A 17,151-nucleotide genomic window follows, 5' to 3' on the forward strand; every position below is an offset into this window, starting at 1 on the left:
AAAAAAAGGTCGCCACGGCGACCTTTTTGCTTTTCCGCGCGGCGCGGTTTACATGCGCTCGACGGTTTCGATGCCCAGCGTATCCAGGCCGGTTTTCAGCGTTTTGGCGGTCAGCAGCGCCAGCTTCAGGCGGCTCTGACGGGCTTCTTCGCTGTCGGCGTTGAGGATCTGGCAGTGCTCGTAGAAGCCGGAGAACAAGCCGGCCAGATCGTACAGGTAGCTGCACATGACGTGCGGCGTGCCTTCACGCGCGACGGCGGTGAGCACCTCTTCGAACTGCAGCAGGCGAGTGGCCAGCGCAATTTCACGCTCTTCGGTCAGGATCAGCGGCAGCGTCAGGCTGCTTTCGTCGATCCCGGCGCGTTTGAATACCGATGCCACACGGGTATAGGCGTATTGCATGTAAGGCGCGGTATTGCCTTCGAAGGCCAGCATGTTATCCCAGTCGAAAACATAGTCGGTGGTGCGGCTTTTCGACAGATCGGCGTATTTCACTGCGCCGATACCGACCACGCGAGCGATGGTCTTCATTTCGTCTTCCGGCATGTCCGGGTTTTTGCCGGCGATCAACTGCTCGGCACGTTCGATGGCTTCATCCAGCAGATCGGAGAGCTTCACGGTGCCGCCTGAGCGGGTTTTGAACGGCTTGCCGTCTTTGCCCAGCATCATGCCGAACATGTGATGTTCCAGCGAGACGGACTCCGGCACATAACCGGCTTTGCGCACGATGGTCCAGGCCTGCATCAGGTGCTGATGCTGGCGGGAATCGATGTAATACAGCACGCGATTGGCGCCCAGGGTCTCGTAGCGATACTTGGCGCAGGCGATATCGGTGGTGGTATAGAGGTAGCCGCCATCCTTTTTCTGGATGATGACGCCCATCGGGTCGCCGTCCTTGTTCTGGTATTCGTCGAGGAACACCACGGTGGCGCCTTCGCTTTCCACCGCCAGCCCTTTGGCTTTCAGATCGGCGACGATGCCCGGCAGCATCGCGTTATACAGGCTTTCGCCCATCACGTCGTCTTCGGTCAGCGTGACGTTCAGGCGGTTATAGGTCAGCTGGTTTTGCGCCATGGTGATGTCGACCAGCTTGCGCCACATTTTCAGGCAGTATTGATCGCCGCCCTGCAGCTTCACGACGTAAGCGCGTGCGCGCTCGGCGAACTCGGCGTCTTCATCGTAATGCTTCTTGGCTTCGCGGTAGAACTGCTCGAGATCGGACAAGCCCATATCGCTGGCGTTTTCATTCTGCATTTTTTCCAGGTAGGCAATCAGCATGCCGAACTGGGTGCCCCAGTCGCCGACGTGGTTGGCGCGGATCACTTTATGGCCCAGAAACTCCTGAGTACGCGCTGCGGCGTCGCCGATGATGGTGGAGCGCAGGTGGCCGACGTGCATTTCTTTCGCCACGTTCGGCGCGGAATAGTCGATAACGATGGTTTGCGGTTCAACCGGCGCAATGCCCAATTTCGGTGCGTTCAGCACCTGGTCGGCCTGGCGGGCGACCCAGTCGCTGTTCAGGAAGATATTGATAAAGCCGGGGCCGGCGATTTCCACTTTACTGGCGACGTCGCCGAGATCCAGCAGTTGCACCACTTTTTCCGCCAGCTGACGGGGCGGCATGCCCAGCTTTTTGGCGACTGACATCACGCCGTTGGCCTGGTAATCACCAAACTGCGCCTTGGCGGATGGGCGGACCTGCGCTTCGCAATCCGCTGGCGCGCCAGCGGCGATCAGCGCCTGGCTGACTTTATCTGAAAGAAGAACCTGAATATTCACCGGGTTACCTTAATGACGAACGAGGGGCCGAAACCAGCCCCCGAGGGATTCAACGGTGGTGGCCAACGGCGCGCGGGCGGCGGCGACCTCCACAAAACAGCCTGCAATTGTAACCGATCTGAGGGAGCCCGTCAGCAGTTGGCGCGACCGCAGCGATGAAACAGTTGCGGAGGCGCGCGTTATTGCCGTGGGGATAAAAGATGGACAACCGAGAGAAGATATACGGTGGAAAAAATGAGGGGCTAGCGTTTTTTATTGCGGCGACCGGAATCCAGCGTATTGGTGCTGCGAGATTTAAAATGACGGTAGATGGCGTATACGGCGATAATTATCAACACCAAGGATATCGTCAGCAATAACATAATGATCATCTCTAATTTAAATTTCCCCCAAAGTAGCCGAGTTGAGTGGGTGAATCAATTGCCCGGCATTAAATTAAGATAATCCTTAGTTTTCCATCATTTTTTGCGCTGCATTCTCTTTGTTTACAATTGGTTAAACTTCATTTTTTGTGTGACTTATATAAGTGGGTGAGGTTTGATTAAGCGAAAAAAATCAATCGATTTAGCCCGCAGGTGGCGGAGGGTTTTGTGCAAAATAACTTAAATCTTACTGTCATAAGGAAATGATATAATGGCCTGCGAAAAATCCTATTTTTTATTTAATTGCCGAATTAATAAGCTGCCATCTCAATAAGCGCTGGGTTTTTCGTCCCCCATCCAGAACCGAAAATTATGCTGTACTGCCGCTGAAAAATCTCGCCACTCTGGCGAGCGCCGTCGCCACCGTGTAAATTACGGCCTTTAACTTTGCGCTCGTTGTTTTGAGGTTTCTATGACCAATCCCTTGCAGGCCATTGCCGAGCTTGACGATCTGAGGCTCGACCTGCCGCGTTTCGAGCAGGCGTTGCAACAATTCGCCGCCAGATTGCAGCTTGACCTGTCCTCGTTTACCGCCGATCACATTTCCTTGCGCTGTCACCAGAACGCTACCGCCGAACGCTGGCGCCAGGGATTGATGCAGTGCGGGACACTGTTGTCCGAATCGATGATCAACGGGCGGCCTATCTGTCTGTTTGATTTACAGCAGCCGCTGGCCGTGGGGCCGTGGCGGATAGATTGCGTCGAGCTGCCGTATCCCGGGGAGAAACGGTATCCGCATGAAGGGTGGGAACATGTCGAGCTAGTGCTGAGCGGCGATCCGCAGACGTTGCACGCCCGCGCGCTGAGCCATCTCGCTGATGAAGCGTTGCTGGCGCCGGGGATCAAACTGAAGCAAAGCTCGCCAAAAGGCGAGGGCGAGCGGTTGCCGAACCCGACGCTGGCCATCACCGATGGAACGGTCACGATCAAGTTTCATCCTTACTCAATTCGAGACATTGTCGCCAGCGAGCAAGGCTAGTCGAACAGCGTGGCGCAGGCCCGCGCCATGCGATCGAGCGCTTCATCGAGCAGAGCCCGCCGGCAACCGAAGTTCAGTCGTACAAAGCGCCGATCGCCGAAATCCAAACCGGCGCTTAATCCAACGCCCGCGCGCTCGAAGAACTGATGCGGATTGTCCACCGGCAACGCGCCGCAGTCGATCCAGGCCAAATAGGTGGCTTCAATCGGCAACAACTTCAATCCCGGCATGGCGTTGATGCGCTCTGTCACCCGATCGCGATTGGCGCGCAGATAAATCAACTGCTCGTCCAGCCAGGGTTGCCCGTATTGATAGGCCGCCTGGGCGGCGACCAGCGCCAGCAGATTGACCTCCGGCACGATGCCGCTGCGCGCGCGTTTCAGCTTTTGTCGCAGCGCCTCATTAGGGACGATCGCTATCGAGGCGCCCAGCCCGGCGAGATTAAACGCCTTTGACGGCGACATCAGCGTCACGCTGCGTTGGGCCGCGTCTTCGTTCAGGGTGGCGAAAGGAATATGCCGTGCGCCGGGTTCAAGCAGCAATTCGCAGTGGATTTCATCCGAACAGACGATTAAATCGTGCTCGCGGGCGAACTGATGGTGCTGCGACAGCTCTTCTCGACGATAAACGGTGCCTCCGGGATTTTGCGGGTTGCACAGCAGCAGGAGCTTCTCATTGCCGCTGAGCTGCCCATGCAGCGCGGAAAAATCCAGCACCCAACGTTGGCCTGTTGCCGCCAGCGGTACCGAGAGGTGCTTGCGCCCGGCGAATTTGGCCGCTTTGCGAAATGGCGGATAAATGGGGCTGGGCGCGAGCGTGCTCTGATGTTCTTCGGTGAAGGCGCGCACGCACAGGTTCAGGCCGCACACCAGGCCGGGCAGGAAAAGGATCCATTCAGGCTTGATGTGCCAGCGGTAGCGCTCTACCATGCGGCGGGTAAAAACCTCAAGAAGATCGGGGGATGGGTGCGTGTAGCCGAACACGCCGTGCGCCACGCGCCGCTGCAAGGCGTCGATGACCGCCGGCGGGGAGGCGAAGTCGCTGTCGGCGACCCACAGCGGAATGATGTCGCTGTCGCGATATTTATCCCACTTAACGCTGTCACTGTGACTGCGGTCTACCCATTGATCAAAATTGAATGCCATAGTTACAACCCTGAGCCGGTTTATGCCTAAGCATGAGCCTACGTGAGAAATGAAGAAATGAACAATTGCCGCCGTATGTTGGCCGTTATCTGGGGGTGACAATGATAAAACTGGAAGTTTGTTGCTTTAGCGTCGACTGCGCGCTAACGGCCGAACGGGCGGGCGCCGATCGTATCGAGTTATGCGCCAGCCAGAGCGAGGGCGGATTGACGCCGAGTTATGGCACGCTGCGTTTGGCGCGGGAACGGGTTTCGATTCCGGTTCATCCGATCGTACGCCCTCGCGGTGGCGATTTCTGTTATGGCGCGGTGGATTTCGAGGTGATCAAGCAGGATATCCGCCAGATCCGCGAGTTGGGATTCCCCGGCGTGGTCGTCGGCATGCTGGACGAAGAAGGGCATATCGATCTGCCGCGGATGCGCGAGGTAATGACGTTGTGCGAAGGGATGGCCGTCACGTTCCATCGCGCATTCGACATGTGTCAAAACCCGATGGTGGCGCTGGAGCAACTAACCGACCTGGGCGTGGCGCGCATTCTGACTTCCGGTCAACAGCAGAGCGCCGAACTGGGCCTGCCGCTGTTGCGTGATTTGCGTCAGGCCAGCCAGGGCCCGGTGATCATGGCGGGCGCCGGCGTGCGTCTGAGCAATTTGCACAAGTTTGTCGATATCGGCCTGCATGAATTGCACAGCTCTTCCGGCCATCTGGTGCCATCGACCATGCGTTATCGCAAGGCGGGGGTCACCATGTGTTCCGATAACGAGTTTGACGAATTTAGCCATTATTGCGTGGATGGCGAAATGGTGGAGGCGATGAAAAACGCGCTGGCCTTGGTTGACCCCTTGGCGCAAAGCGCATAAACACGCAGCTAACCGCGTTTGATAACCGGTTTCCGGGCCGTAAGACCCCTTTGCGTGTCACTGAGCCTTCGGCGATCACGCAAGTACCAGGCCCCGGCGTTTTGCCGGGGCTTTTTTTATGCCGCGAGAGACTATTGCAACGTGTCAGGCGAGAAGTCAAAGATTTCACCCGGGCTAATGCCGCAGGCTAAAATGCGCACTGTATTATTGCCGTTACCGGGATTGATCAGGATATCGTGGATGGTGCGGTTATTATTCATGACAAACCGCGCATAATAGAGGTTCCCGATGCGCATCCAGGGGATGGCATTATTGCTCTCGATCGTGTCAGTGTAGTCATCGTTGAATGAACGGGCCCAGATACCGGTCGAGGCTTGTGCGGTAGATTGTTCACCGATATAGGATGCGATGGCCCAGAATGTCCTTAATCCCATGCTCCGATGGATGCGCTGGCCCAAACCTTTATAAGCCGGGTTGTCGCCATTGGCCGTCAGGGTATTGCTATCCGCCGTCAGATTCCCATCAATAAACCAGCCTACAGGCTGTTTGTCAGCACCGATGGCGATCATATTGCTGTTCGTCAAACAATTTAGCGGAGCCGCATGTAGCTGATAGCTGCGTTGCGCAATGCTCAGTGTGCCTCTAAGAATGTTGTAACCCGCTTCATTGTTCAGACTGCCGTTCGTCCACATTGGCATGACGGTGTTGCTGAATGAAAGTTGATACCCGCCGTTCGCTTCGAAGCGAATGGCCTGAGGGGAGAGTGAACCCTTCGGTCCATTAGCGGTAGCGAAGTTAACATTGCTGATTTGCACTGGGGTGATATTTGATTGGCCAGTAGACTTTCTTAATACCAGGAACCCTCCAACGATATCACCATAGTCATTAATATAAGAACCGTTGGCGATTTGAATATTGGCGGAGGAATCCGAGTCGATATCAATTCCGGTACCATTTCTGTCTGCCATGAAATTGCTCAGGCTAAGGCCGCCTAAATAGGAGGTTCCTTGTGTTGTAGTTTTGATAAAGATCTTTTTGCCATAAGAGAACACATTCACCATAAACGTATTGTCGTGGCGATCGAGATTGAAAGCACAAGAACCGGCTACGGCGATAGAGGCAGTCACCGCGTTTTCTGTCGGGCGCACGACGTTGGCATTGACGTGAACATTGGTAAATCTGTTGATGTCCCTGCTTTCATAAACCCTGTAGTCGCAGCGTACTGCCCAACCGTAGATATTCTCAAAGCTGTTGGCTTCTCCACGAGCTTCAACAAAATCATAGGCGCCTACATAACGGCAGTTGGCGACTGACAGAGCGCCGGTTGCGGTAATGGTGGCTCCGTATGGAACAAACGCCTCCGGCTGGGTGGCAGTATATTTCTGATCTGGATAGAGGAACGACCAACCATCAAAGACAACGTTCTTATCGCAGGCGAAACAAACCGTACCTGCCGGCTTTTTGATGATGAAAGCACTATCGTCAGCAAGGCCTGCCCGATTAGGGCCATTGTTTGTAAGACTTGCAGGGCCTTGAGCAATACCGCGGCGGGATCCTCTGACTGTGACGCCATTTGCGACGTTGATAGGTTGAGTGCTGGTCAGCAGATATTGAGCATTTTCCGAAGCATAGACCACTTTGTTTTTTAAACTCGCGGCATAGTTTAATGTCGCGCTGATTGCCGCGTCAGAGGCGAAAGTGCCACTGGGATCGGCGCCGAAGTGATCGAAGGTAAGCTTAGTGTCCAGTCGTTTCCAGCGGGCTCCGTCTGCAGTAACCACTACGGTACCGTTATTGTCCGTACTGGTTGTATCCGTTTTCGCATAATAGAATTCGCCGCCGCCGGCGAAACGTCCGGTGGAGTGAGAAACTAAAAAGACAATCTGATCGTCTGTCGCGGGTGTCAGATTACGCAATTCACTGATGTTATTCACACTAATCATATTGCCCATGATATCTCTCCTGTTGATTGGCAACATGATTCTCAATCAGGGTGGACGTTTTAAAAAGCCGATGAGGTTTGTTGGGCGCTGATACAGTATGAAGGTCAGGCTGCGGTGTTCGGAGCATGGATTAGCTTGTTACTTTGTAAAGACACCGCGCCCGTTCCTGCGCTGTTTATCGGTCGGTCAGGCGCCATCTCTTCTCTTGCGCTCGTCATGCCCTGCTGATAAGTTTATGAGTTAAAATCCTTTAAATATCATAATATTAAATGATTTTTTGGTATGTATTGTCGTGGTGAATGATTTGCGCTCTGCCGTTCATCACCGCGTCTGCATTTCTATACCTATTCACCGCCGGTTTTTATGGCCGGAACATCACAGCACCAATGAGGAGAGCCGTCGGCGCAGCCACAGAGCACGTCGACGGCGGACTTTACAAGGAGATAACGATAATGACCCGAACGGCACACTGTTTGACCGCTGCGCTTTTGCTGACCTTGGCCCTGACCGGCTGCCAGACCACCAAGCGGCCTGTTTCTACCTTAAGTAAGCCCCCCAGCGCAGAAGAAATTGCGGAGCAAGACAAACGGCAACGTGAGGCCGAACGCATGCAGCAGTGCCAGCGCGAGCTGGATGCCATGCGCGGCATGGATAACGAAAAATACCAAAAATTCAAACGCGAATTCGATGCTTTGATGGGCGGCGCCGCGCAGTATGCCGGGGTGCGTCAGCGGGTCAACACGGGGACGCAGGAAACCGTTGACGCCCTGTATCGTTATCGCACCAGCCGTCTGTGCGCAGACATCAGTTCTGCCATGATGACCGGTCTGGCTGAGCGTGGAGAGCGCACCCAATGACCCCGCGTGCGAGAAAGGCGTTACTGAGCCTGATGATACCGTTGGCGTTTGCGCCGGCGGTGGCCGCTGCGGATGACGATGTGCCGGCGTTATTGCAGTTTGCCGAGCGCTACCAGCGGCAGGATGCACCGGCCGCGGAGGCTGATGCCGCCGTCACGCAACCCCAGGCCCCCCAGAAGTCGGCATCCCGCCAGGTTCAAACGCGTGAGGCGACGGCGAAGAAGAAGCAGCTGGCGCAGTGGCAAAAGGCGTTGCGCGAGAAAGATGCCCGACTGGAGCAACAGCAGGCTTCCATTCAATCACTGCAGCAGGAGCTGACCGCGTTGCGCGTCGCGTCTTCCCTGGCGGCTGCCGATAAACCGGCTTCGGCGCCCGATCTGAGCGCGTTGAGCGACTTTGCCAGCGGCGTGCGACAGGCGCTGAACCTGACGCCGCAGGAGCGTAAGGCTCAGGCGCAAATCGCCGAGGCGCAAGCGGCGTTAGCGCGGCAAAAGCAGCAAACCGAGGAGCGGGATCGACGCATCGCATCGCTGGAGCAACGGTTGGCGGCGTTGCCAAAACAGTCTGATAACGCGCAGCAACAGGTTTGGCAGGAGAAACTGGCGGCGGCGCAAGCTGCCAACGATAAAGCGCGCCAGCGTTATGAACAGGACCGAAAAGCGGCCGCCGCTGAACTGGAACAGCAGAAGGCCGAAGCCGCCAAGGCGCTCGGCGTACTGCAACAACAATTGGCGCAGTTGCAAAAAGAGCAGGAAAGCCAACGCCAGCAGGGTGGGCAGCAAGAGAAAAACCTGAAGATGGCGCTCGAGCAGCAAAAGGCCGAGGCCGCCAAAACGACGGGGGAACTTCAGCAGCAGTTGGCAGCGCTGCAAAAAGAGCGTGATGACCAACGCCAGCAGGCCGAGCAGCAAGAGAAAAACCTGAAGATGGCGCTGGAGCAACAAAAGATCGAGGCCGCCAAAGCGGCGGGTGAACTTCAGCTGCAGCTGGCGCAGCTGCAGGAAAAAAACAAGACGCAAACCGAACAAGCTAAAGCGTTGGAACAACGTTTGGCGGTGGTAACGGCGGAAAGCGCGCAGGCTGCGCAGCAACGGGATAAAGCGGCGCAACAGGCGGATAAAACGGCGACGGAGCTGGCGGCCGCGCATCAGGCGCAGCAAGCCTTGCGTGAGGAACTGGACGGGCTGAGATCGCGGGCCAAATGGCTGCCGGATAGGCAAGCGCTGAAGAAAAAGCCGGAGCAACAGAGCTATGCCGCCGGTGTCGCTTTGGGGCGCGATATTCAAACAATGCTGGCGGAACGTAAAAATTGGGGTATCACGCCCGACAAAACCGCGCTGCTGGCGGGCGTGATCGATACCTTCAACGGCCATTACCAGTTGAGCGATGCGCAGTTGACCAGCGCACTGGCGGAGTCGGAAAAAGCGGTGAACGACGCCAGAAACCAGGCTGCGAAGACGCAGACCAGCAAAGGTGAGGCGTTCGTCGCCGAGTTCCAAAAGAAGAAGGGCACGCAGAAGTCGCCTTCCGGTTTCTGGTATCGCATCGATTATGCGGGTGATGAGGCCATTACGGAAAACGCGCGGGTGGATATCGTGGTGAAAGAAAGTTTAACCGACGGTCGCGTGATTCAGGATATGGATCGCAGTGGGAAGGTGATGTCCCAGCCGCTCTCCGCCTATCCGCCGTTGTTCCGCGAGGCTATCGGCCATCTGAAAAATCACGGCTCGCTGACGATGGTGGTACCGCCGGCGTTGGCGTACGGTGAAACTGGCTATGCGCCGCAGATCCCGCCAAACGCGACGATGGTCTATGAGCTGCGGATTGTCGATGTCAGTAACGGGTGAAGGCGGGCCGGCGCAGGCCGGCCCGATTAGCGCGCGCTAGGGCTTTTTGGCGGTCAGCACGGCGCGCAGCGGCGCCGGATAGCCTTCGACCGTTTTACTGCGATCGTTCGGATCGAGGAATTCGGCCAACGATTCGCTGGTCATCCAGTCAGTGCGTCGCTGCTCTTCGAGGCTGGTGACGCACATATCGGCGATCTTCACGTCGACAAAGCCGCACTTCTCCAGCCAGCATTTCAGCGCTTCGGCGGAAGGAATGAAATACACGTTGCGCATCTGCGCATAACGATCGCCCGGCACCAGCACCTGGTGACGGTCGCCTTCCACCACCAGCGTTTCCAGCACCAGCTCACCTTCAGCCACCAGCTGATTTTTCAACTGATAGAGATGATCGAGCGGCGAGCGGCGATGATACAGCACCCCCATCGAGAACACGGTGTCGAACGCCGCCAGATCCGGCAACTGCTCGATGCCGAGCGGCAGCAGATGGGCGCGCTGATCGCCGCCCAACAGTTTGCGCACGGCTTCAAACTGGCACAGGAACAGCTGCATCGGATCGATACCCACGGCGAAGTGTGCGCCGGCGCCAATCATGCGCCACAGGTGATAGCCGCTGCCACAGCCGACGTCGAGAATGGTGCGGCCGGCCAGCGGAGAAATGTGCGGCAGTACGCGATCCCATTTCCAGTCGGAATGCCATTCGGTATCGATATCGATGCCATACAGCGAGAAGGGCCCTTTGCGCCACGGCATCAGGGTGCGCAGCATTTTCTCGATGCCTTCAAGCTGGCCCGGCGACAGCCCCGGCTCCATCTCGGCGCGCACGCCGTGCAGCAGATCGAGACGGGTGGGAGTCAGCGTCGGCAAATGCTCTACCGAGTTGAACCACTGCTTGAATTTGCCGTGCAGCGATTCGCGCTGCCAGGCGCTCAGCTGAGCGGGCAGCGTATCCAGCCAGTGGCTGAGGGGGCTCTTGGCAATCCGCTGATAGAAGTCACCAAACTCGATCATTGCGCATCCCCCGCTTTCAGAGCGATCAATGAACCGAAGTTGAAGCACTGGAACCACACTTCGGCATGCTCGAATCCGGCCTGTTGCAGACGCGCCTTGTGCGCTTCCACCGAGTCGGTCAGCATCACGTTTTCCAGCATGCTGCGTTTTTGGCTGATCTCCAGCTCGCTGTACCCGTTGGCGCGCTTGAAATCGTGGTGCATGTTAAACAGCAGCTCGCCGACTTCGGCGTCTTCAAAGCTGAACTTTTCCGACAGCACCAGTGCGCCGCCCGGGCGCAGGCCACGATAAATTTTTTCCAGTAGACGCAGGCGATCGGCAGGTTCGAGGAACTGCAGCGTAAAGTTCAGCACCACCATCGAGGCGTCTTCGATATCGATGTCGCGAATATCGGCTTCGATGACGTCGACCGGCGTGTCGGCGCGGAAGGCGTCGATATGGCGGCGGCAACGTTCCACCATCGCCGGCGAATTGTCGACGGCGACGATAGTGCAGCCGGGCACCCTGATATTCCGCCGCATCGACAGCGTCGCCGCGCCCAGCGAGCAGCCCAGGTCATACACCCGGCTGTCGGGTTGCACAAAACGTTCGGCCAGCATGCCGATCATCGAGATGATGTTGGAATAGCCGGGAACGGAGCGTTGGATCATGTCGGGAAACACTTCGGCGACGCGTTCGTCGAAGGTCCAGTCGCCCAGTTTGGCGATGGGGGCTGAGAAAAGAGTATCGCGGTTTGGCATAGCGGCAAATCAGTTCAGAATTCGAAGCTGCGTAGTCTAACAGAAAAGCGTAAAAAAGCGGAGCGGAAGCAGGCGGCGCGGCCGCCTGATGATAAAACGGGATCAATGCAGGCTGAAAATCAGATCCCAGGGCAGATAGAAGATATTTGCCAGAACCATCAACAACAAAGAGATGTAGGTCGCGGCCATGCCCGAACGACGCCAGCGAACCTCGCGGTTGCGCAAACCGTAGTAATGCACCAGTCGCCCGGCCATCAGCATCAGGCCGCAAAGGTGGATCATCCAGATTTCTGCGCCGTTCATTTCCATAATCACCAGCAATACAGCAGCGATAGGAATGTATTCAACGGCGTTGCCATGCACGCGGATGGCGGTCTGCAATTCGTAAAAACCGCCGTCGCCGTAGGCTACGCGGTACTGCATCCTTAATCTGACAACGTCATAAGAGAGTTTGATCAACAACAATGCGCCGAGCACCACATAAAGCGCGCTTACCATTTTTAACTCCGTTCCCTAACCAAAACTGGCAGCCAGCATCATAGCCGTCATTGTATTCACTGTCGCGGGGAAATATTTGATGTTATTGGTCAGATTAATAGGTCAAAACAGTGCATCTTGCTCTGGCCAGTCCGGCGGCGCAGGCAAATCGGGGATCGCCCGGCGAAGCTGCTGCCAAATTTTTTGCGCTTGCTGGGGTGAATCGCCGTTGTCCGGCGTATGAATAAACAGATACGGTTGATGCTGTTGCTGCCACAGCGGCAGTTTTTGCTGCCAGGCTTCGAACCAGCGCAGGTTGTCGGCCAATTGGTCGCCGCCGATAAAACGCACCAGCGGTTGGTCGGCGGTGACTAACGCGTGCACCGGCAGCTTCGGTTTTTTCTGCTGGGCATCGCGCACGGCGGCGGTATTAGGGGCGGCGTGATGCACCGGGCGGCTGTCGAGGATCACCCGATTGATGCCGCGCTGATGCAGCCCCTGATTCAACGCGCGCTCTTCCTCGCCTTTGGCGAAAAATGCCGGATGACGCACTTCGACGCCGTAAGTGAACTCCTGCGGCAGGCTTTCGAAGAACTGCCACATGCGCGGCAGCTCATCGGGGCCGAAGGCGGCGGGCAACTGCAGCCACAATTGCCCGATGCGTTGATGCACCGGACTCAGGCAGTGGTAAAACGCCTGCAGCTCGGCGGCGCAGTTGCGCAGGGCGGCCTTATGGCTGATGTCCGACGGGAATTTGAAGCAAAAGCGAAAATCGTCGCCGGTCATGTCGCGCCAGCGCTGCACGATTTCCAGCTTCGGCAGCGCATAGAAGGTGGTGTTGCCCTCCACGCAGTTGAAGTAGCGGCTGTAATCCGCCAAGTCGCGCAGCCCGATACGGTTCCAGGCTGCATGTTGCCACTGTGGCAGTCCGATGTAGATCACGGCTCGTCTTCCTTTACTTGTGCTTGGCTTATCAGGCTACAACTTAACGTTACCGGTCGAGCGCGGCAAGAATTTCGCCGGTGTCGCGCACCCGCGCCAAACGCGGGAAGATGTGTTCGAACGCGAAACGGTGCATTTCCGCGTTCTGCGCGCTGCAGACGTCTTCGGCGATCACCAGCTCATAGCCGTGTTCCCAGGCGGCGCGGGCGGTGGATTCCACGCCGATATTGGTGGATATGCCGCCCAAGACTACGGATTTGATGCCGCGACGGCGCAGCTGCAAGTCCAGATCGGTGCCGTAGAAGGCGCCCCATTGGCGCTTGGTGATCAGAATATCGCTGTCGCAGACCGCCAGCGGCGCGGGGAACTCCCACCAGGTGGCCGGCAAACCGCCGGCGGGCGCGGGAGCCGGTTTATCCACCGGTTGTTTCAGCGCCTCGGCGAAGGAGTCTGACCAACCGACGCGCACCAACAGCACCGGCGCGCCCAGCATGCGAAAACGCGCGGCCAGCAGGGCGGCGTTCGCCACCACCTGGTCGGCGCCGTGCGGGCCGCCGGCGTAGGGCAGAATGCCGTTTTGCAAATCGATCAGCACCAGAGCGGTGGTTTGGGCGTCAAGTTTCAGCATGGATTTCATCTCGTTGCGAAGTGGATAAAAACTGTTCGGCGCGTCGGGCGAGCTGCGTTCGGCGCAAAACCGGGGGAGAATCAGGCTACGTGAAAAAACTGTCGCAGGTTAATGGGAAATTTGTTAACCGATGTGTTGATTCGAACAAAAACGCGCCATTTAGTGCAGTAACAATGCTGTGTTCGCACTTATCGGGCGGATGAATTTCCTTTATAATGACTCCCTTTTTTCAACACTCTTTAATCCAACGACCTATGCCGATTTATGAATATGCATGTGGTGCTTGCAGCCATCGGTTAGAGAAATTGCAAAAATTTTCCGATGCGCCGCTGGCAGACTGCCCGGCGTGTGGGCAGCCCGCGTTGACCAAGTTGATTTCATCTTCCGGTTTCCAGCTTAAGGGCACCGGCTGGTATGCGACGGATTTTAAACCGGGTAACAAGTAGAATTTATCAGATAACAGCCGCGCGACAGGGGCGCACTAGCCCGGCGCGGCATCGGCTGTGTAAAAGGATAGCGTATGCGTACTGAATATTGCGGGCAGTTGAATCTGTCCCACGTGGGCCAGGAAGTCACTCTGTGTGGTTGGGTCAATCGTCGTCGCGATCTCGGCGGCCTGATCTTTATTGATATGCGCGACCGCGAAGGCATCGTGCAGGTGTTCTTCGATCCGGACGAGAAAGTGGCGTTCGACAAGGCCTACGACCTGCGCAATGAGTTCTGCATCCAGATCGTCGGCACCGTGCGTGCGCGTCCGGACAGCCAGATCAATAAAGATATGGCCACCGGCGAAGTGGAAGTGTTTGCCCACGCGCTCGAGATCATCAACCGCTCCGAGCCGCTGCCGCTGGACTCCAACCAGGTCAACAGCGAAGAAGCGCGCCTGAAATACCGCTACCTGGATCTGCGTCGCCCGGAAATGGCCGAGCGTCTGAAGACCCGCGCCAAAATCACCAGCTTCGTGCGCCGCTTCATGGACAGCCACGGCTTCCTCGACATCGAAACGCCGATGCTGACCAAAGCGACGCCGGAAGGCGCCCGCGATTACCTGGTGCCGAGCCGCGTGCACAAGGGCAAATTCTACGCGTTGCCGCAGTCTCCGCAGCTGTTTAAACAGCTGCTGATGATGTCCGGCTTCGATCGTTACTATCAGATCGTCAAATGCTTCCGTGACGAAGACCTGCGTGCGGACCGTCAGCCTGAATTTACCCAGATCGACGTCGAAACCTCCTTCATGACCGCCGACCAGGTGCGTGAAGTGATGGAGAAACTGGCGCGTGAACTGTGGCTGGACGTGAAGGGTGTGGATCTGGGCGATTTCCCGGTCATGACCTTCGCCGAAGCGATGCGTCGCTTTGGTTCCGATAAGCCGGACCTGCGTAACCCGCTGGAGCTGGTGGACGTGGCCGACCTGGTCAAGGACGTCGAGTTCAAAGTGTTCTCCGGCCCGGCCAACGACGCCAAAGGCCGCGTGGCGGCGATCCGCGTACCGGGCGGCGCACAGCTGACCCGCAAGCAGATCGACGAGTACGGCGCTTTCGTCAACATCTACGGCGCGAAAGGCCTGGCCTGGCTGAAGGTCAACGACCGCGCCGCCGGCATGGAAGGCGTGCAGAGCCCGATCGCCAAATTCCTCAGCGCGGAAGTGCTGGAAGCTGTCCTGGCGCGTACCGACGCGCAGACCGGTGACATCCTGTTCTTCGGCGCAGACAGCTTCAAGATTGTCACCGATGCGATGGGCGCGCTGCGCCTGAAGCTGGGGCGCGATCTGGGGCTGACCCAACTCGACAGCTGGGCGCCGCTGTGGGTGGTCGACTTCCCGATGTTCGAAGAAGACGAAGAGGGCGGCCTGGCGGCGATGCACCACCCGTTCACCTCGCCGCGCGACATGAGCCCGGAAGAGCTGGCCGCAGCGCCGGTCAACGCTATCGCCAACGCTTATGACATGGTCATCAACGGTTACGAAGTGGGCGGCGGTTCGGTGCGTATTCACCGCAGCGAAATGCAGCAGACGGTATTCAGCATTCTGGGCATCGACGAACACGAACAGCGCGAGAAGTTCGGCTTCCTGCTGGACGCGCTGAAGTACGGCACGCCGCCGCACGCCGGCCTGGCCTTCGGCCTGGACCGTCTGGTGATGCTGCTGACCGGCACCGACAATATCCGCGACGTGATCGCCTTCCCGAAAACCACCGCGGCGGCCTGTCTGATGACCGACGCCCCGAGCCTCGCCAACCCGGCGTCGCTACAGGAGCTGGCGATCAGCGTGGTAAAGAAAGCCGGTGCGGAACAAGAGAGCGAGTGATGAGTTATAAGCGCCCTGAATCTATCCTGGTAGTGATTTACGCGAAATCCAGTGGTCGGGTGCTGATGTTACAGCGGCGCGACGATACCGAGTTCTGGCAGTCGGTCACCGGCAGTCTGGAGCAGGATGAGTCGCCGCCGCATGCCGCGCGGCGTGAAGTCATGGAAGAAGTCGGCATCGATATCGAAGCAGAGCACCTGCCGTTGTTCGATTGCCAACGCTGCGTGGAGTTTGAACTCTTTGTCCATTTGCGACATCGCTATGCGCCGGGAACCACGCGCAATAAAGAGCACTGGTTCTGTCTGGCGTTGCCCGAGGAGCGCGATCCGGTGATTACCGAGCATCACGCTTACCAATGGCTTGAGGCGGCCGAGGCCGTGAAGTTGACCAAGTCGTGGAGCAATCAGCAGGCGATTGAAGAGTTCGTGATCAATTCAGTCCAGTAGTTTTTTTCGGAGATTTTTTATGGCAGGTCATAGTAAGTGGGCCAACACAAAGCACCGTAAAGCGGCGCAGGACGCCAAGCGCGGTAAAATTTTCACCAAGATTATTCGTGAGCTGGTCACTGCCGCGAAGCTGGGCGGCGGCGATCCGGATTCCAACCCGCGTCTGCGCGCGGCGATGGACAAGGCGCTGTCGAACAACATGACGCGCGACACCATGAACCGGGCGATCGCGCGTGGCGTGGGCGGCGATGATGATACCAACATGGAAACCATCATCTACGAAGGCTACGGCCCTGGCGGCACCGCCGTCATGATCGAATGCCTGAGCGACAACCGTAACCGCACCGTGGCGGAAGTGCGTCACGCCTTCACCAAATGCGGCGGCAACCTGGGTACCGACGGTTCCGTTGCCTACCTGTTCACCAAGAAGGGCGTAATCACTTACGCACCGGGCCTGGATGAAGACAGCGTGATGGAAGCGGCGCTGGAAGCCGGTGCGGAAGACATCGTGACCTATGACGATGGCGCCATCGACGTGTTCACCGCCTGGGAAAGCCTGGGCGCGGTGAAAGACGCGCTGACCGCGGCGGGCTTCGAAGCCGAAGCGGCGGAAGTGTCGATGATCCCATCGACCAAGGCCGACATGGACGCGGAAACGGCGCCTAAGCTGCTGCGCCTGATCGATATGCTGGAAGACTGCGACGACGTGCAGGAAGTTTACCATAACGGTGAGATCTCCGACGAAGTGGCGGCGACGCTGTAATCCGGTAAAA

At 57.4% G+C, this 17,151-nt stretch carries 17 protein-coding genes; 9 read left to right on the top strand and 8 right to left on the bottom strand.

All coding sequences use genetic code 11. The features are described from left to right. Nucleotides 1–48: 48 nt before the first annotated feature. Nucleotides 49–1,779, bottom strand: coding sequence for an arginine--tRNA ligase (gene argS / locus ACJ8J1_RS05545; protein WP_033643365.1), 1,731 nt, complete (start codon nt 1,777–1,779; stop codon nt 49–51). A gap of 200 nt (nt 1,780–1,979) precedes the next feature. On the opposite strand from argS, the gene ACJ8J1_RS05550 reads away from it, so the two are divergent. Both ACJ8J1_RS05550 and ACJ8J1_RS05555 read left to right on the top strand, forming a co-directional pair. Next, on the top strand, nt 1,980–2,138 hold the full coding sequence (locus tag ACJ8J1_RS05550; protein WP_154219869.1) for a hypothetical protein: 159 nt from the start codon (nt 1,980–1,982) through the stop codon (nt 2,136–2,138). 475 nt (nt 2,139–2,613) lie between these two features. Next, nucleotides 2,614–3,180 carry a VOC family protein gene (locus ACJ8J1_RS05555; protein WP_033643364.1) on the top strand — a complete coding sequence of 189 codons (567 nt, stop codon included), beginning with the start codon at nt 2,614–2,616 and terminating at the stop codon, nt 3,178–3,180. On the opposite strand, the gene ACJ8J1_RS05560 is transcribed toward ACJ8J1_RS05555, so the two are convergent. Next, on the bottom strand, nt 3,177–4,325 hold the full coding sequence (locus ACJ8J1_RS05560) for a MalY/PatB family protein (RefSeq protein WP_033643363.1): 1,149 nt from the start codon (nt 4,323–4,325) through the stop codon (nt 3,177–3,179). The genes ACJ8J1_RS05555 and ACJ8J1_RS05560 overlap by 4 nt on opposite strands. Nucleotides 4,326–4,426: 101 nt before the next feature. On the opposite strand from ACJ8J1_RS05560, the gene cutC reads away from it, so the two are divergent. Next, the gene (gene cutC, locus ACJ8J1_RS05565; RefSeq protein WP_033643362.1) at nt 4,427–5,185 is read left to right on the top strand and encodes a copper homeostasis protein CutC; all 759 of its coding nucleotides are present in this window, start codon (nt 4,427–4,429) and stop codon (nt 5,183–5,185) included. Between the two features lie 131 nt (nt 5,186–5,316). On the opposite strand, the gene ACJ8J1_RS05570 is transcribed toward cutC, so the two are convergent. After that, on the bottom strand, nt 5,317–7,137 hold the full coding sequence (locus tag ACJ8J1_RS05570; RefSeq protein WP_033643361.1) for a hypothetical protein: 1,821 nt from the start codon (nt 7,135–7,137) through the stop codon (nt 5,317–5,319). Nucleotides 7,138–7,580: 443 nt separating this feature from the next. On the opposite strand from ACJ8J1_RS05570, the gene ACJ8J1_RS05575 reads away from it, so the two are divergent. Together ACJ8J1_RS05575 and ACJ8J1_RS05580 are read left to right on the top strand one after the other, a co-directional pair. Then, complete coding sequence (locus tag ACJ8J1_RS05575; RefSeq protein ID WP_033643360.1) at nt 7,581–7,985, top strand: hypothetical protein; 405 nt, start codon at nt 7,581–7,583, stop codon at nt 7,983–7,985. Next, complete coding sequence (locus ACJ8J1_RS05580) at nt 7,982–9,832, top strand: FKBP-type peptidyl-prolyl cis-trans isomerase N-terminal domain-containing protein (RefSeq protein WP_033643359.1); 1,851 nt, start codon at nt 7,982–7,984, stop codon at nt 9,830–9,832. The genes ACJ8J1_RS05575 and ACJ8J1_RS05580 overlap by 4 nt, the downstream gene beginning before the upstream one ends. Before the next feature lie 36 nt (nt 9,833–9,868). Here the strand turns inward: ACJ8J1_RS05580 and cmoB are convergent, their stop codons facing one another. The 5 genes from cmoB to ACJ8J1_RS05605 form a co-directional block, all read right to left on the bottom strand. Further along, nucleotides 9,869–10,840, bottom strand: coding sequence for a tRNA 5-methoxyuridine(34)/uridine 5-oxyacetic acid(34) synthase CmoB (cmoB, locus tag ACJ8J1_RS05585; RefSeq protein WP_033643358.1), 972 nt, complete (start codon nt 10,838–10,840; stop codon nt 9,869–9,871). Next, nucleotides 10,837–11,580 carry a carboxy-S-adenosyl-L-methionine synthase CmoA gene (cmoA, locus tag ACJ8J1_RS05590; protein ID WP_033650946.1) on the bottom strand — a complete coding sequence of 248 codons (744 nt, stop codon included), beginning with the start codon at nt 11,578–11,580 and terminating at the stop codon, nt 10,837–10,839. Before cmoA ends, cmoB begins: the two co-directional genes overlap by 4 nt. Before the next feature lie 102 nt (nt 11,581–11,682). Next, on the bottom strand, nt 11,683–12,078 hold the full coding sequence (locus tag ACJ8J1_RS05595; protein WP_004932387.1) for an MAPEG family protein: 396 nt from the start codon (nt 12,076–12,078) through the stop codon (nt 11,683–11,685). A gap of 102 nt (nt 12,079–12,180) precedes the next feature. After that, on the bottom strand, nt 12,181–12,996 hold the full coding sequence (locus ACJ8J1_RS05600; protein ID WP_096242837.1) for a DUF72 domain-containing protein: 816 nt from the start codon (nt 12,994–12,996) through the stop codon (nt 12,181–12,183). Nucleotides 12,997–13,048: 52 nt separating this feature from the next. Further along, nucleotides 13,049–13,627, bottom strand: a complete 579-nt coding sequence (locus ACJ8J1_RS05605; protein WP_033643355.1) for a hydrolase — start codon at nt 13,625–13,627, stop codon at nt 13,049–13,051. Nucleotides 13,628–13,881: 254 nt separating this feature from the next. Here ACJ8J1_RS05605 and ACJ8J1_RS05610 point away from each other — a divergent pair, with 254 nt between their 5' ends. The 4 genes from ACJ8J1_RS05610 to ACJ8J1_RS05625 all read left to right on the top strand — a co-directional run bounded on the left by ACJ8J1_RS05610 (nt 13,882) and on the right by ACJ8J1_RS05625 (nt 17,141). Continuing rightward, nucleotides 13,882–14,073, top strand: coding sequence for an FmdB family zinc ribbon protein (locus tag ACJ8J1_RS05610; protein WP_103681809.1), 192 nt, complete (start codon nt 13,882–13,884; stop codon nt 14,071–14,073). A 74-nt stretch (nt 14,074–14,147) separates the two neighbouring features. Next, nucleotides 14,148–15,932 carry an aspartate--tRNA ligase gene (gene aspS / locus ACJ8J1_RS05615; protein ID WP_103681808.1) on the top strand — a complete coding sequence of 595 codons (1,785 nt, stop codon included), beginning with the start codon at nt 14,148–14,150 and terminating at the stop codon, nt 15,930–15,932. Continuing rightward, the gene (gene nudB / locus ACJ8J1_RS05620) at nt 15,932–16,378 is read left to right on the top strand and encodes a dihydroneopterin triphosphate diphosphatase (RefSeq protein WP_004932373.1); all 447 of its coding nucleotides are present in this window, start codon (nt 15,932–15,934) and stop codon (nt 16,376–16,378) included. Before aspS ends, nudB begins: the two co-directional genes overlap by 1 nt. 19 nt (nt 16,379–16,397) lie before the next feature. Continuing rightward, a complete protein-coding gene (locus ACJ8J1_RS05625; protein WP_004932370.1) occupies nt 16,398–17,141 on the top strand; it encodes a YebC/PmpR family DNA-binding transcriptional regulator in 744 nt (247 codons plus the stop codon). The last annotated feature ends 10 nt before the right edge of the window (nt 17,142–17,151 follow it).

The sequence above is a fragment of the Serratia sp. CY37869 genome (genome assembly GCF_052168895.1).
Taxonomy (GTDB): Bacteria; Pseudomonadota; Gammaproteobacteria; order Enterobacterales; family Enterobacteriaceae; genus Serratia; species Serratia ureilytica.

Coding starts and splice junctions, on each gene's coding strand:
- ACJ8J1_RS05605 (WP_033643355.1), bottom strand. CDS start 13,627: ATGCTGAAACTTGACGCCCAAACCACCGCTCTGGTGCTGATCGATTTG.
- ACJ8J1_RS05610 (WP_103681809.1), top strand. CDS start 13,882: ATGCCGATTTATGAATATGCATGTGGTGCTTGCAGCCATCGGTTAGAG.
- ACJ8J1_RS05625 (WP_004932370.1), top strand. CDS start 16,398: ATGGCAGGTCATAGTAAGTGGGCCAACACAAAGCACCGTAAAGCGGCG.
- ACJ8J1_RS05595 (WP_004932387.1), bottom strand. CDS start 12,078: ATGGTAAGCGCGCTTTATGTGGTGCTCGGCGCATTGTTGTTGATCAAA.
- ACJ8J1_RS05555 (WP_033643364.1), top strand. CDS start 2,614: ATGACCAATCCCTTGCAGGCCATTGCCGAGCTTGACGATCTGAGGCTC.
- ACJ8J1_RS05580 (WP_033643359.1), top strand. CDS start 7,982: ATGACCCCGCGTGCGAGAAAGGCGTTACTGAGCCTGATGATACCGTTG.
- nudB (WP_004932373.1), top strand. CDS start 15,932: ATGAGTTATAAGCGCCCTGAATCTATCCTGGTAGTGATTTACGCGAAA.
- ACJ8J1_RS05575 (WP_033643360.1), top strand. CDS start 7,581: ATGACCCGAACGGCACACTGTTTGACCGCTGCGCTTTTGCTGACCTTG.
- aspS (WP_103681808.1), top strand. CDS start 14,148: ATGCGTACTGAATATTGCGGGCAGTTGAATCTGTCCCACGTGGGCCAG.
- ACJ8J1_RS05570 (WP_033643361.1), bottom strand. CDS start 7,137: ATGGGCAATATGATTAGTGTGAATAACATCAGTGAATTGCGTAATCTG.
- ACJ8J1_RS05560 (WP_033643363.1), bottom strand. CDS start 4,325: ATGGCATTCAATTTTGATCAATGGGTAGACCGCAGTCACAGTGACAGC.
- cmoB (WP_033643358.1), bottom strand. CDS start 10,840: ATGATCGAGTTTGGTGACTTCTATCAGCGGATTGCCAAGAGCCCCCTC.
- ACJ8J1_RS05550 (WP_154219869.1), top strand. CDS start 1,980: ATGGACAACCGAGAGAAGATATACGGTGGAAAAAATGAGGGGCTAGCG.
- cutC (WP_033643362.1), top strand. CDS start 4,427: ATGATAAAACTGGAAGTTTGTTGCTTTAGCGTCGACTGCGCGCTAACG.
- cmoA (WP_033650946.1), bottom strand. CDS start 11,580: ATGCCAAACCGCGATACTCTTTTCTCAGCCCCCATCGCCAAACTGGGC.